This is a genomic window from Peribacillus folii, from assembly GCF_030271255.1.
Classification (GTDB): domain Bacteria; phylum Bacillota; class Bacilli; order Bacillales; family DSM-1321; genus Peribacillus.
This window is the reverse complement of the sequence record NZ_JASJOM010000008.1, coordinates 232663-246918: the sequence shown is the minus strand read 5'-3', so window position 1 is coordinate 246918 and position 14256 is coordinate 232663. Positions and strand designations below refer to the sequence as shown.

Genomic DNA, 14256 nt, shown 5'->3' with positions numbered 1-14256 from the left:
AACCCGCCATTCGATTGGCGGGTTTTTCCAAGTCATTCAGCATTCTTGGTTCATATAGGGTTGAAACGTGTCAGGCCGTTGGATATGATGGTCTAGAGGTAGTTGCATTTTCATTAAAGTGATTCAATTTGTCATCTCAAGTACAGCATGGATGAAGTGCATGTAGACGATAATAGTAGTGGAAGGGGAGAATGATTTGGAAGTTTTTGCAGAGTATTTGGACAATATTGCTAATCAGGAACATAGGGAGCGGACGGAAGAGGTCTTGGCATGGGTAACTGGGACGTTTCCGAATTTAGCGCCAAAGATTGCGTGGAATCAGCCGATGTTCACCGATCATGGCACATATATCATTGGTTTTAGCGTAGCCAAGCATCATCTGGCTGTAGCCCCTGAAACGGCAGGGATCAATCATTTTTCCGATCAAATCGTACAGGCTGGCTATGATCACACCAAGCAATTGGTACGCATCCGGTGGGATGTTCCGGTCGATTTCCGATTACTTGAGAAGATGATTGAGTACAACATGATCGATAAGGCAGACTGTTCAACCTTTTGGCGGAAATGAGTTTGGTTCCCTTATACATAGCCAACTATAAAGGAAGTTACCCGCACATTTTGGTCAGGCTTTTTTCAAAATGTGTGGTTTTTTTGGTATGGGTTCACTTAATCGAATCGTATTCCAGACCCTGGTTTGTTTCTTCAGTAAGAGGTAAGTGAAACAAAAAATGATAAATCGATGACGCTTTGTTTGGTTATTAACAGAAAAATGCTAAAATAGTAAAAGTATCTCGAAAAACAGCATGGCTCCAGAAGGAGGAAAGATATATGGCAAAAGTCCGTACAAAGGATATCGTTGAAGCGTTGGGTCTTGAGCTCATCAGCGGGGAAGAAGGAATTAACCGGCCGATCGTCACAAGTGATTTATCTCGTCCAGGTCTTGAAATAGCCGGTTTTTTTGATTATTATCCTGCCGATCGAGTGCAGCTTTTAGGAATGACGGAGATGTCCTTCTTTAATCGGCTGAATGAAGCGGATCGTGTACAGAGAATGGAAGAGCTGTGCAGGGACTTTACTCCAGGCATCATCATCACCCGCGGTCAGGAAGTGCCGTTAGAGTTGATTGAAGCTTCTGAGCGGGAATCGGTTCCTGTAATGAAATCGAATATGAAGACAACACGGTTATACAGCCGTCTGACCAATTTCCTTGAAAGCAAGTTGGCTCCGACCACGGCTGTACATGGTGTATTGGTCGATATATATGGCTTGGGTGTATTGATTACCGGGAAAAGCGGTGTGGGTAAAAGTGAGACGGCCCTGGAATTGGTGAAGCGGGGTCATCGCCTGGTCGCTGATGATTGTGTTGAAATCCGCCAGGAAGACCAAGATACATTGGTCGGGAACGCCCCGGATTTAATTGAACACCTTCTTGAAATAAGGGGCTTGGGAATCATCAATGTCATGACTTTATTTGGAGCTGGTGCAGTCCGCAGCAATAAGAGGATTTCAATCGTCATCAGCTTGGAGCTATGGGAAAAAAACAAGCAATATGATCGTGTCGGCCTTGATGAGGAGAAAATGAAGATCATCGATACGGAAGTGACGAAAATAACCGTACCTGTTCGTCCAGGACGAAATTTAGCCGTTATCATTGAAGTGGCTGCCATGAATTATCGCCTGAAGAAAATGGGGGTCAATGCGGCAGAACAATTCTCGGACCGCCTGAATCACGCGATTGCAGATCCGGAAGCTGAGGAATTTTAAACGGTATGGAAATGAGGGGTCAAAATGGAACAAGGAATACAGCCGCTGAATCCGATTGCGATTGATCTTGGACCTATCCAGGTTCATTGGTATGGACTGATCATCGGGTTCGGTGTGTTATTGGGACTGATCATCGCATTGAGGGAATCGGAGCGAAGAGGTCTTGATAAGGAAATATTTACGGATTTGATTTTGTTTGCCGTTCCTGTCGCAATCATCTGTGCCCGGATTTATTATGTCATTTTCCAGTGGGAGTACTATTCGCAAAACCCAGGGGATATCATAAAAATATGGAATGGCGGAATTGCCATTCACGGTGCGCTGATTGGATCGGTGCTGACCACTATCGTTTTCGCCAAGGTCAAGAAGGTCTCGTTCTGGAAGCTGGTCGACATTGCGGCTCCGAGCTTATTGCTGGGGCAGGCGATCGGGCGCTGGGGTAATTTCATGAATCAGGAAGCACATGGCGGAGAGGTTACGAGGGCATTCCTGGAAAATATGCACCTGCCGGAATTCATCATTAATCAAATGTACATAAATGGTACGTATTATCACCCGACCTTCTTGTATGAATCGATTTGGAATATCATCGGGGTCATCATCCTCTTAAGCCTGCGCAACGTGAACTTACGCAGGGGCGAGCTATTTTTGACCTATGTCTTATGGTATTCGGTTGGTCGTTTTTTCATCGAAGGATTGCGAACGGATAGCTTGATGCTGACGGATTCACTGCGAATCGCACAAGTGATCTCCATCGTGCTGGTAGCTGCAGCCATTGCCCTTATCATTTATAGAAGGGTAAGTGGGCAAGCAAACAAAAGATATATGGATGCATAAGGATCCACTGTAAGGGGAGAGGACATTGTGATAGCGAATTCGGTTAAAAAGGGACTTCTTTCTGGCTTGAATACAACCTGGTCATTGGGCAAGGTGATATTTCCGGTCACGCTGATCGTCACCGTGCTTCAATATACGCCTGTATTGCCGTGGATCATCGACCTGATTGCACCCCTGATGAATCTCATCGGTCTTCCAGGGGATGCTGCAATACCGCTCGTATTGGGGAATTTCCTCAATTTATACGCAGCGATTGCCGGTATCTTGACGCTTGATCTGACCGTAAAAGAAGTATTCATCATCGCGATGATGCTCTCATTTTCACATAATTTATTGATCGAGTCAGGCGTTGCAATGAAAACCGGTGTCAAGCTTTGGATCATCCTGACAGTCCGGATCGGGCTTGCTCTCTTGTCTGCTATCGTCATCAATCTGGTTTGGCAGGGCGGGGCCGAAATGGCTCAAGGGATGGCCATCGGGGAAACGGCCGAGGTCAACGGAATGGGTGCAATCCTCATACATGGGGTCGTTCAGGCCCTCTCCGGCATCGCTCAGCTGGCGGTCATCGTCATTCCGCTAATGGTCGTGGTTCAAATCATGAAGGATTTAAAATGGCTGGAAGCCTTCTCGAAAGCACTCGCTCCTTTCATGAGGTTGCTGGGAATGAAGCAGAATGCTTCCATGCCATTCGTGACAGGGCTTACCCTCGGCTTGGCATATGGAGCAGGCGTCATGATCCAAGCAGCTAAAGAAGACAATGTTTCGAAAAAGGATATGACAATTGCATTCATTTTTTTAGTCGCCTGTCACGCTGTCGTTGAAGATACATTAATATTCATCCCACTGGGCATTCCGGTCTTGCCGTTGTTACTTATTCGTTTGCTCACCGCAATTGTTCTAACGATGGTCGTTGCGTATATTTGGAACCGGTCTGACAGTATACAGAGAAAGGAAGCTGTATATGAGCAGTAACATAAATACTTTATTATTCGATCTTGACGGCACATTGATCAATACAAATGAGTTGATCATTGCTTCGTTTACAGAAACGTTAAACCACTTTTGTCCGGGTCAGTTCAAGCGGGAGGATATCATCCCATTTATCGGTCCAACCCTGACCGACACATTTTCGGCGATTGACCCGAAGCAGGTGAAGGAAATGATCGCTTTCTATCGCGAACATAACTGGAAAAACCATGATGCGCTCGTGACACAATTTGACGGAGTATACGAAACGGTTCAAACATTGAAGCAGGCCGGCTATAAACTGGCAGTCGTTACGACGAAGAAACGCGATGTCGTCGAAAAGGGATTGCGTCTTAGCAATCTGGACCAGTTTTTTGAAGTCGTGGTTACGCTGGATGAAGTGAAAAACGCAAAACCTGATCCTGAGCCGTTAGTTAAGGCGCTGAATCAGCTGGGATCAGTTCCTCAAGAAGCGATCATGGTTGGCGACAGCTATCATGATATCGCAGGCGGAAAGAATGCAGGTACAAAAACGGCAGGGGTAGCCTGGTCGATTAAAGGCCGAGAGTATGTGGAGAGTCATCAACCGGATTATATGCTGGAAAATATGGCGGATCTCCTGGATATCGTCGAGATTGAAACCTTCACAGTGGCTAAAAGATGAGACGCACGACCCGCCATCCAGTCGAAGGGGCAAACTCATTATGGCATGTGTATAAGACGGTTCCTTTCTGGAAGGTGGTAAAGAACTTCATCGTGATCCAGCTAGCCCGCTATACACCATTTTTGGGGATGAAGAATTGGCTTTACCGGAACTTTTTGCATATGAAGGTCGGAAAGCAAACTTCATTTGCCTTGATGGTCATGCCGGATGTGATGTTTCCGGAAAAAATATCAGTTGGGATGAATACAGTCATTGGTTACAATACGACAATTCTTGCCCATGAATATTTGATTCGGGAATACCGATTAGGAGAAGTGATTATTGGTGATGAAGTGCTGATAGGGGCCAATTCGACTATTCTTCCGGGAATTACCATCGGGGATGGAGCGATAGTCTCTGCGGGGACACTTGTCCACAAGGATGTTCCGGAGGGGGCTTTCGTCGGAGGAAATCCCATGAAGGTCATCTATACGAAAGAGGAAATGCTTGAGCGTGATCAGCAAACTTCCATATGAAGAAGAAGGACTTGTCCATTTATGCGGCACGTCCTTTTTTAATGGCATTTAGGGTACAGGGGGGTCAATTCGGTTTTTAGATGGTCCATGATTTCATCAATGGATACATCCTCCTTGTTCACTGTCGCTTCATACGTTTCTTTCAGGATTTGAAAAAACCTTTCCTGTGCTTGTTTATCCATAATGAGCTAACCCCTTTTTTAAAAGTGATGGATTGATTGAGAAGGGGCTGAAAAAACTTCAGCCCCTATCTTCATTCATTCAAATCAGTTTTCAATAAATCGGCAACAAGTACGTATCTTTCCGGTGCACTACCAATATATGAGAATGGGTAGCAGGTTGTTACTGTAAGAGTGGCTTTAGGCTTTGGAACGATTACGGTACGGTCATCCGCATCGACGATCCGGACCTTCCTCACTTTATAGGTAAACGTGCCTGCTTCGGTTTTGGTGATCAGCAAGTCTCCTTTGCCGACTTCACCCAGCTCCCGGAAAATGGTATCCCGATGACCGGATAAAACCGAATTATCGTCTTCTCCAGGCAGTACCGATCCTGCATAATGGCCGACGCCCTTTTCGAGTTCATCCTCATCGGTTCCATGGTAGATCGGAAGGGTGGCCTTAATTTTTGGAATGTAAAGCTCTCCCATCAGATCCCCTGTTTCCGGCCGTTGCTCATATAGCTCATGATCACCGGGGACAGCAGCTTTTTTCTCCGGCTTAGATTGCTTGGCCTGCGCCATTGTCTCCGTTGCTTCGGGCTTATTCCACTTATATATCGCATACCCCTTCAGCAGTGTATAGGCATTCGTCGTTGTAAAATAAAAACCGAGGAGTAAAAAGCAAGCAGCGGTGACAAGTAACCATTTCTTCTTCATCTTAATTTGAATGTCTCGCTTTTCTGATCAATCCGAATGCAATGCCCATCATCATTAAACCGATCAACGATCCCAATAGGTAATTGCCGGCTGTTTTAGGAAGCAATCCGCCTTTTACCGTTTTATGGGCCGGTCTCTTCTTTTCCTTATCTTTTTTTATATCATTTTTTTCTTTTACATCAGCCACTTTAGAAATGACTTGAGTGGATTGCTTAATGTCATTCCCGGTTTCCTTCACTAAATCGGAACCGATCATTTCACCAGTCAAGACGAAATCGAGCAAGAGATTGCCTTTTAAATCATAAATCGAAACTAGTAAACTGGCATTATTCAAATCTTTAAGTCTGAATAATGCTTCAAGTGATAGGTTCGTAGTGACACCATCCTGGATCAAGGCAAACTTGAATTGTACTTGCAGCAAGCTTTGCAAATCATTGTATATGGAAAGCAATTCAGCGACTTGCGCTGCCGACAATTGATCGATTGTTTCAAAATCGGCCAGCTTGTCCATCCGATCGGAAATCGCCATCAAGCGATCCTCGAATGCTGGATCCTCGACGAGCGGCATAAGGTGATTCACGAATCTTTCAAGCTCCTCGTCCGTAAGTCCGATCTCGCTGAAAAGTCCATCCAATAAATCGCCCATTTCCTCATCGTATTCCATGTCTTCATCATCGTAACCCATCTCTAAATCGATAATGTCTTCTATATCATAAATGAAATGGAAGGTATCGATGATCGATTCTCCTTCTTCCAATTCACCATATTCCATCAATAATTCCGTCAGCTCCGCTTCTGTCATCTCATAATCTTTCAATAACTGCTTCAACGTCTCAGGAGTGACTGCAGGTCCCAGTGTATCGCGTAACTCATCCACCGATTCCATCTCATCCAAGGTCAAGTCATAATAGGCTAAGTAATCTTCCAGTTCCTTTTGCGTCATTCGGACTTCGGCCAGGTATGTATTGAGCTCATCTTGGTTCAGCTTCGATGCAGCATAGCCTTTAGCTCCGATTGAGCCTACTGAAAAAAGGACGATAAGTGCAACAACTAACGAAAAAAATCTCTTCAATTTCATTTCCCTCCAGTATTTTCTGATAAATCCAAACTCCTAACCATTATAAAGCAGCTAAACCAAAAGGTATACATTTATAACAATGATTGGCTGGAAATAGGAAGATGGAAATGGGTTAAAGGTATGTTCGTTTCTTTTTACTCTCGCTGTTGTTTCGGGTGGGATGAGGGGAAATGAGAGCTTTTTCTTGACGGAAGGTTAAGGCAGCGGTAAACTAGTAACAACTTCAACATGTTACCATATTAGCGAACTAAAGTGATTTGCAAGATTATTATGATTATTTATAGGATAATGTTATTTTTTTTGCTACTATTTTTATAATGATCCAAAAATCAGGATTCAAGTGAGCTTGATTTTGGAAGGATAAAAGGATGTAGAAAATGGAATAGCGGCAAGGATATTGGTTTTGGCCATAGAAGGCGAACTGATTGAATAGATGGTTACTATAACTAATGAAGGATGTGCAGTCGTGACAAAGCCGTTTATGTTCGAGAAACCGTTAGGCATGAGAGATACACTGCCGGTGCTATATGAAACGAAAGTGAAGGCCAGGAATGAAATGAGCGATGAAATCAAGAAGTGGGGCTATCAATTTATTGAAACCCCTGCTCTGGAATATTATGAAACGATCGGCGAGGCCTCTGCCATTTTAGATCAACAGCTGTTTAAGCTTCTTGATTCCGAAGGGCATACGCTCGTATTGCGACCGGATATGACAGCGCCCATTGCCCGTGTTGCAGCATCAAAGCTGTTAAAGCAGCAAATACCGCTGCGCCTTGCCTATTCAGCGAATGTATACCGGGCCCAGCAGCGTGAAGGCGGAAGGCCGGCAGAATTCGAACAGATCGGCATTGAATCCATCGGCAATAAATCAATAAGTGCAGATGCTGAAATGATTGCGCTGCTCGCGGATGTTTTAAAGGCAGCCGGTCTATGGCAATTCAAAATATCCATCGGCCATATTGGCTTTTTGCAGGAATTCTTCTTAAGCATATTAGGGACGGAGGAAAGGGCATCCGTATTAAGGAAGTTTCTATATGAAAAGAATTATGTCGGGTTTCGGGAGCATGTAAAATCGCTGCCGCTATCATCGATCGATAAGCAGCGGCTCATTGAGTTCACTTCCTTAAGGGGAAGTGCGGGCACCTTGGAGAAGGCGCTGGCACTGGTTGAAAATAATAAAGGGCAGGATTCCTTGTCAGAGCTAAAGGAATTATCCGTTCAGCTTCAGGAATTCGGCATTGATCAATATGTGAGCTTCGATTTAACATTGGTCAGCCACATGAGCTATTATACGGGTACCTTATTTGAAGTCTATGCAGAGCGGGTCGGTTCACCAATCGGAAATGGCGGGAGATATGATAATCTCCTGGAAAAATTCGGATGGGATGCTTCTGCAACGGGGTTTGCGATTCATGTCGACCGGCTTGCCGAAGCTCTAGGGGAGCCGATGCAGCCTAACGCGCCCGAGTGCATTTTATTCAGCCCCGAACGGAGATTGGAAGCGATTGAACATGCAAGAATCAAGCGTTCGGAGGGAAGACGGGTAACGATTCAGGATATTAGCGTCGTCCAAAACGTCGATGCTTTCACAAGAACCTTTTCAGAGGTGCACTTATTTGTAGGAAATGGGGGGAATGGCAAAGATGAATGATAGTTTTTTAACGATAGCGATGCCAAAAGGGAGAATTTTTGAAGAAGCGGCAGAGCTATTAAGAACGGCGGGCTTTCGTCTGCCTCCCGAGTTTGATGATTCCCGCAAATTGATCCTTGAAGTGGAAGAGGAGAATTTACGTTTTATATTGGCGAAGCCGATGGATGTCGTAACCTATGTCGAGCACGGTGTCGCCGATATTGGCATTGCCGGTAAGGATGTCATGATGGAGGAAGACCGTGATGTATATGAATTGCTTGATTTGAAGATCAGTGCCTGCTATTTGGCCGTGGCAGGATTGCCTGGTACGAAAATGAGTGACATCGCCCCTAAAATAGCCAGCAAATATCCTAATGTGGCTTCAAATTATTTCCGGGAGCAGGGAGAGCAGGTCGAGATCATCAAGCTGAATGGTTCAATAGAGCTGGCGCCATTGATTGGCTTGGCGGAACGGATCGTGGATATCGTTTCGACCGGCCGGACATTGAAGGAGAATGGACTCGTTGAATATGCGAAAATCGCTGATGTCACTTCGAGGCTGGTGGCGAATCCGGTCAGCTATCGAATTAAAGAAGCGAGGATTACGGAGATCGTGGATAGATTGGCAGAAATCATAGAATAAAAAAGAATCGTGAATGAGGTGAGCGTATGAAAATTGAACGGTTTGCAGAAGGAATTTCACTGAAGCGCTCGGTTGATTCAGGTACAGCCGATCAACGAAAAGCGGTTCAGGATATTATTTATGAGGTCAGGAAAAGCGGGGATTCCGCCGTACATAATTTTACCGAGCGCTTTGACGGGGTCAGGCTTGGGGAACTGCTGGTATCGGAAAGGGAACTGGAAGCAGCAGCAGCATCCTTAACGGCTGAACAGCTTTCCATCATTCAGGAGGCAGCCGTCAATATCAAAATGTTTCACGAGAAACAAATCAGGAATTCATGGTTTACGACGGATGAAACGGGAACGATGCTGGGGCAGAAATTGACTCCTCTTGATGCAGTAGGCGTTTATGTACCCGGAGGGACGGCTGCATATCCTTCGTCTGTACTGATGAATGTGATGCCCGCCAAGGCTGCAGGGGTGGAACGAATCGTTATGGTATCCCCTCCAGGCAAAGACGGTACATTATCACCGGCGGTCCTGGCGGCGGCTAAGATTGCCGGGGTCAAGGAAATCTATAAAGTTGGCGGGGCACAGGCCATTGCTGCCCTGGCTTATGGGACGGAAACGATTAAAAAGGTCGACAAGATCGTCGGCCCAGGAAATATGTACGTTGCGCTGGCTAAGCGGGAGGTATTCGGGGACGTGGCAATCGATATGATCGCTGGTCCAAGTGAAATTGCCGTACTCGCGGACGAATCAGCCATAGCCGCGGAGGTTGCCGCCGACTTGCTTTCGCAAGCGGAGCACGACGCACGTGCTTGCAGTGTTTTGGTGACGGTATCCGCGGCCCTTGCAGAAGAGGTTGCTGCTGAAGTGACAAAACAGGCAGCTCTGCTTCCCCGCCGGGAGATTGCTGCAGCATCGATAAAGGATTATGGAAGGATCATCGTATGCGGGAATATGACGGAAGCCATTGAAGCGATCAATGAGCTTGCACCTGAGCATTTAGAAATCATGACCAAGGATGGACTTGAAGTAATGGCCAAAATCCGGCATGCAGGGGCGATCTTCATCGGCCGCTACAGTTCGGAGCCTATCGGGGATTACTTCGCTGGGCCCAATCATGTACTGCCAACAAACGGAACGGCCCGTTTCTCGAGCCCGCTGAATGTGGATGATTTTCAAAAGAAGTCAAGCATCATCATGTACAGTGAGACGGCCTTCCGCCAAAATGCAGAAAAAATCGCTGCTTTTGCCCGCATGGAGGGGCTTGAGGCTCACGCCCGTGCAATAGAATCACGGGGGGTGAATGATTCTGGGAATTAGGGTGCGTTTTTACGAAAAAAAGGCAAGCTACAGCTTTGGATAAGGGGACTTACCCCGATGAGGAGGATTTGCGATGGAACGTTTTGCCAGTGTGGAGAGAAAGACGAATGAAACGGAGATCAGCTTGAAATTCGGTGTGGATGGGGAGGGCAATTCCTCAATCAAGACTGGCGTCCCGTTTATGACACATATGCTTGATTTGTTCACGAAACATGGAAATTTCGATTTGACCGTCGATGCAAAAGGTGACACGGAGGTCGATGATCATCATACGACTGAAGATATTGGCATCTGCTTGGGCCAGACGTTACTGGAAGCGCTTGGGGACAAGCGCGGGATCAAACGGTACGGGAATGCTTTCGTCCCCATGGATGAAGCACTCGCACAGGTTGTCATTGACTTAAGCAACCGCCCGCATCTGGAGTTCAGGGCTGAATTCCCTTCACAAAAGGTCGGTACGTTCGATACGGAACTCGTGCATGAGTTCCTTTGGAAATTTGCACTTGAAGCGAGGATGAACTTGCATATAGTCGTTCACTATGGCCATAACACCCACCATATGATCGAAGCGATATTCAAGGCGATGGGACGTGCGTTGGATGAGGCGACGACCATTGATCCGCGTGTCAAAGGCATTCCTTCGACGAAAGGGATGTTGTAAATGCTCGGGATCGTCGATTACGGCATGGGAAATATGTTTTCCGTAAGCAAAGCACTGGAACGGCTTGGTGCCGATTCATTCATTTCCGATGACCCGGAAGAACTGTCAAAGGCAAGGGGGATCATTCTTCCCGGCGTCGGCTCGTTCAGGGATGCCATGAGCCTTTTGGAAAAACAAGGCCTCGCTGATTTCCTTAAGCGATACGCAGCAGGCGGGGGCTATGTATTAGGCATCTGTCTTGGCATGCAGCTTCTCTTTGACGAAAGCGAGGAAAAGGGACCGGCGCAGGGATTATCGCTCATCCCAGGTAAAGTCGTTCGATTCAAGGGAGTGGATGCGCATGGTACAGAGTATAAAGTTCCGCACATGGGCTGGAATCGACTTGAATTCAAACACGTGTCACCAGTGACGGAAGGACTGGAAGCGGACCATGTATACTTCGTGCATTCCTATTATGCCGTTACGGATGACGCTTATATTGCCGCCAGCGCGACGTATGCCGAGGAAGTGCCGGCAATCGTGGCGAAAGGGAACGTATTCGGCATGCAGTTCCATCCTGAAAAAAGCGGGCAGATGGGCATGTCACTTTTAAGGAATTACTTGTCATTAGTGGAAGGGGAGGAAAAGGCATGAGCAACTTTACGATATACCCGGCGATCGATATGCGTGGAGGCAAATGCGTACGCTTGATCCAGGGGGACTATAATCAGGAAACCGTTTATGGAGATTCTCCCTTCGATATGGCTAAAAGCTTTGCGGACCAAGGCGCCGATTGGATACATATGGTCGACCTTGACGGGGCGAAAGAGGGAGTTCGCATCAATGATTCATACGTGATCAAAGCAGCGAGTGAGTTAGGAGCACGCATCCAAATCGGCGGCGGCATCCGTACTGAACAGGATGTCGCCCATTATCTGGATAATGGGGTGGAACGTGTCATACTAGGAAGCACAGCCGTTTCAGATCCCGTGTTCACGAAGGATATGATCAGGAAGTATGGAAAGCATATTGCGATTGGCATAGATGCCAAGGACGGCAGGGTCGCGACCCATGGCTGGCTGCAAACGTCCGGGACCCTTGCAATTGAGCTTGGTAAACGGCTGGCTGATGCAGGTGCGGAGACGTTCATCGTGACGGATATTGCGACGGATGGCATGCTTTCGGGACCGAATGTCAAGGGGATCTTGGCCATGGCTGAGGCAACAGGAAAAAATGTGATCGCATCGGGCGGCATAAGTTCCTTGGAAGATATCCTTACCCTTAAGGAGCATGAAGCGCAAGGAATTGCAGGGGCGATCATTGGCAAGGCGCTATATACGAATCGCTTTACCGTTGCCGAAGCGCTGGAAAAGGTGCGTGGTTGATATGCTCACTAAACGAATCATTCCATGTCTCGATGTAAAGGACGGGCGCGTCGTCAAAGGCATACAATTCGTTTCGTTAAGGGATGCCGGAGATCCGGTCGAGCTTGCTGCTTTTTACGATCGGGAAGGTGCCGATGAGCTTGTCTTTCTCGATATCTCTGCCTCGCATGAAGGCAGGGAAACGATGGTGGATGTCGTTCAGGCGGTGGCAGGCAGCTTGGCCATCCCGTTCACGGTTGGCGGCGGCATCAATTCCCTGGCGGATATGAAGCGGATATTACGTGCTGGTGCAGACAAAGTATCATTGAATACAGCGGCCATACTTCGGCCTGAACTGATTAATGAAGGCTCTGATTATTTTGGTGCCCAATGCATCGTAGTCGCCATTGACGCACGGTATGATGAGGAGCTCGGGTCATGGCGCGTCTATACCCATGGCGGGCGAAAGCCCACCGAATGGGAAGTGACCGACTGGGCAAAGGAAGCAGTCAGCCGCGGTGCCGGCGAAATCTTACTGACGAGCATGGATTGCGATGGAGAGAAACGGGGTTTCAACGTCGCTTTAACCAAAGCGGTATCGGAAGCGGTATCCGTGCCGGTCATCGCCTCGGGCGGTGCTGGTCAAGCCGAGCATTTCCAGGAAGCATTTGAAGAAGGTAAAGCGGATGCAGCCCTAGCTGCCTCGATCTTTCATTATAAAGAAACATCGGTCAAAGAAGTCAAAGCGTTTCTCAAACAACAAGGAGTGGTTGTACGATGAATCTTGAAACTATTAAATACGATGAAAAAGGTCTAATACCGGCAATTGTCCAAGACGTGCGCAGCAAAGAAGTGCTGACGCTTGCTTACATGAATCAAGAATCGTTGAAAATGACGATCGATAAGGGTGAAACGGTTTTCTTTAGCCGCTCGCGAAACGAATTATGGCATAAAGGGGCAACCAGCGGAAATACACAGAAAATCATCGAAATTAAGTATGACTGCGATCAGGATGCATTGGTCATTGCGGTCGTTCCAGCAGGGCCAGCGTGCCATACCGGAGCGACGAGCTGTTTCAGCGAATCGATTTATCACAATGAGGAAGCCCGTCAAGCGTCAGAAACGAATATGACGTTCCTGACGGAATTGGAACAATTGATTGCACAAAGGAAAGCGGAAATGCCTGAAGGTTCATATACAACCTATTTATTCGATAAGGGCGTCGATAAAATCCTGAAGAAGGTCGGTGAAGAAGCGGCAGAAGTGATCATTGCCGCCAAAAACCGCGATGCCGAGGAATTGTCCATGGAAAGTGCCGATCTCCTCTATCACTTATTCGTTTTGCTTCAGGAGCAGGAATTGCCTTTCCAAGCGGTGTTGGATGTATTGAAGGCAAGACACTCCGAAAAGGACGAGCCTAACGAAACGGAATGAACAGCTGTCTGCCCTCCCTTAGAGGGAGGGCAGTTTATTTTTTTCTGGAAGGCGCTATGACCTAAATGCTCCCCTGAATAAGGTACATAAAGTGGATACGATACCATTCAAAGTACAGTTACTCGCGAGTTGGGGCTTTGCATCGAATTCGAGGCGGGTTCTCCTATGAATTTGCGCATTTCACACGTGATTCGGGTCGGTTCTCGTCGAAATCTTGCGTTACTCCCGAAACCGGCCCGGATTCTCCGATAAATCACTGCTTACTTTCATCATTTCGGGGCCTTACTCGCCAATTCGGCACTTTTACTCGCGAGTTTAACCACTTTACTCGCCAGTTTGGCACTTTTACTCGCGAATTTAACCACTTTACTCGCCAATTTGGCACTTTTACTCGCCAGTTTAAGTTCTGGCCTGCGCCGTACGTTTCATTTCACTCAAAACGAGCTTTTTTTGAAATGAAAATGGAATTTATCGGGGTATTGAAAGCGGGGGTCACTATTTCTTGACTCGTGATTTATCTAGGAATATACTTCATCA

Annotated in this window: 17 protein-coding genes; 14 read left to right on the top strand and 3 right to left on the bottom strand. The window is 46.9% G+C overall.

Annotated features, from left to right (window positions below; genetic code table 11):
• The first annotated feature begins 196 nt into the window (after positions 1–196).
• The 6 genes from QNI08_RS15775 (at position 197) to QNI08_RS15750 (ending at position 4746) form a co-directional block, all read left to right on the top strand.
• Positions 197–568: an iron chaperone gene (locus QNI08_RS15775; RefSeq protein WP_285768355.1), complete on the top strand. Its 372-nt coding sequence runs from the start codon at positions 197–199 to the stop codon at positions 566–568.
• A 260-nt stretch (positions 569–828) separates the two neighbouring features.
• Entirely contained in the window at positions 829–1764 is a 936-nt protein-coding gene (gene hprK / locus QNI08_RS15770; protein WP_285768354.1) for an HPr(Ser) kinase/phosphatase, read from the top strand.
• Between the two features lie 24 nt (positions 1765–1788).
• Complete coding sequence (gene lgt, locus QNI08_RS15765) at positions 1789–2601, top strand: prolipoprotein diacylglyceryl transferase (protein WP_285768353.1); 813 nt, start codon at positions 1789–1791, stop codon at positions 2599–2601.
• Between the two features lie 30 nt (positions 2602–2631).
• The gene (locus tag QNI08_RS15760) at positions 2632–3573 is read left to right on the top strand and encodes a nucleoside recognition domain-containing protein (RefSeq protein ID WP_483313786.1); all 942 of its coding nucleotides are present in this window, start codon (positions 2632–2634) and stop codon (positions 3571–3573) included.
• Positions 3563–4231 (top strand): pyrophosphatase PpaX, encoded by a 669-nt coding sequence (gene ppaX, locus QNI08_RS15755; protein ID WP_285768351.1) that lies wholly within the window; start codon positions 3563–3565, stop codon positions 4229–4231. The genes QNI08_RS15760 and ppaX overlap by 11 nt, the downstream gene beginning before the upstream one ends.
• Positions 4228–4746: an acyltransferase gene (locus QNI08_RS15750; protein WP_285768350.1), complete on the top strand. Its 519-nt coding sequence runs from the start codon at positions 4228–4230 to the stop codon at positions 4744–4746. The genes ppaX and QNI08_RS15750 overlap by 4 nt, the downstream gene beginning before the upstream one ends.
• A gap of 38 nt (positions 4747–4784) precedes the next feature.
• Here QNI08_RS15750 and QNI08_RS15745 read toward each other — a convergent pair whose 3' ends face one another.
• The 3 genes from QNI08_RS15745 to QNI08_RS15735 form a co-directional block, all read right to left on the bottom strand.
• Positions 4785–4928, bottom strand: coding sequence for a YwzD family small protein (locus QNI08_RS15745; RefSeq protein ID WP_285768349.1), 144 nt, complete (start codon positions 4926–4928; stop codon positions 4785–4787).
• A gap of 71 nt (positions 4929–4999) precedes the next feature.
• Positions 5000–5623 carry a class D sortase gene (locus QNI08_RS15740; protein ID WP_285768348.1) on the bottom strand — a complete coding sequence of 208 codons (624 nt, stop codon included), beginning with the start codon at positions 5621–5623 and terminating at the stop codon, positions 5000–5002.
• A gap of 1 nt (position 5624) precedes the next feature.
• Positions 5625–6695 (bottom strand): processed acidic surface protein, encoded by a 1071-nt coding sequence (locus tag QNI08_RS15735; protein ID WP_285768347.1) that lies wholly within the window; start codon positions 6693–6695, stop codon positions 5625–5627.
• A 472-nt stretch (positions 6696–7167) separates the two neighbouring features.
• Here QNI08_RS15735 and QNI08_RS15730 point away from each other — a divergent pair, with 472 nt between their 5' ends.
• From QNI08_RS15730 to hisIE, 8 genes are all read left to right on the top strand, one after another.
• On the top strand, positions 7168–8352 hold the full coding sequence (locus QNI08_RS15730; protein ID WP_285768346.1) for an ATP phosphoribosyltransferase regulatory subunit: 1185 nt from the start codon (positions 7168–7170) through the stop codon (positions 8350–8352).
• A complete protein-coding gene (gene hisG / locus QNI08_RS15725) occupies positions 8345–8974 on the top strand; it encodes an ATP phosphoribosyltransferase (RefSeq protein WP_285768345.1) in 630 nt (209 codons plus the stop codon). Before QNI08_RS15730 ends, hisG begins: the two co-directional genes overlap by 8 nt.
• Before the next feature lie 26 nt (positions 8975–9000).
• Positions 9001–10281: a histidinol dehydrogenase gene (gene hisD, locus QNI08_RS15720; protein ID WP_285768344.1), complete on the top strand. Its 1281-nt coding sequence runs from the start codon at positions 9001–9003 to the stop codon at positions 10279–10281.
• Between the two features lie 73 nt (positions 10282–10354).
• Positions 10355–10942 (top strand): imidazoleglycerol-phosphate dehydratase HisB, encoded by a 588-nt coding sequence (gene hisB / locus QNI08_RS15715; RefSeq protein WP_285768343.1) that lies wholly within the window; start codon positions 10355–10357, stop codon positions 10940–10942.
• Complete coding sequence (gene hisH, locus QNI08_RS15710) at positions 10943–11575, top strand: imidazole glycerol phosphate synthase subunit HisH (RefSeq protein WP_285768342.1); 633 nt, start codon at positions 10943–10945, stop codon at positions 11573–11575.
• Positions 11572–12306 (top strand): 1-(5-phosphoribosyl)-5-[(5-phosphoribosylamino)methylideneamino]imidazole-4-carboxamide isomerase, encoded by a 735-nt coding sequence (hisA, locus tag QNI08_RS15705; RefSeq protein ID WP_285768341.1) that lies wholly within the window; start codon positions 11572–11574, stop codon positions 12304–12306. Before hisH ends, hisA begins: the two co-directional genes overlap by 4 nt.
• 1 nt (position 12307) lies before the next feature.
• Positions 12308–13066 (top strand): imidazole glycerol phosphate synthase subunit HisF, encoded by a 759-nt coding sequence (gene hisF, locus QNI08_RS15700; protein WP_285768340.1) that lies wholly within the window; start codon positions 12308–12310, stop codon positions 13064–13066.
• Positions 13063–13719 (top strand): bifunctional phosphoribosyl-AMP cyclohydrolase/phosphoribosyl-ATP diphosphatase HisIE, encoded by a 657-nt coding sequence (gene hisIE / locus QNI08_RS15695; RefSeq protein ID WP_285768339.1) that lies wholly within the window; start codon positions 13063–13065, stop codon positions 13717–13719. Before hisF ends, hisIE begins: the two co-directional genes overlap by 4 nt.
• Positions 13720–14256: the final 537 nt, after the last annotated feature.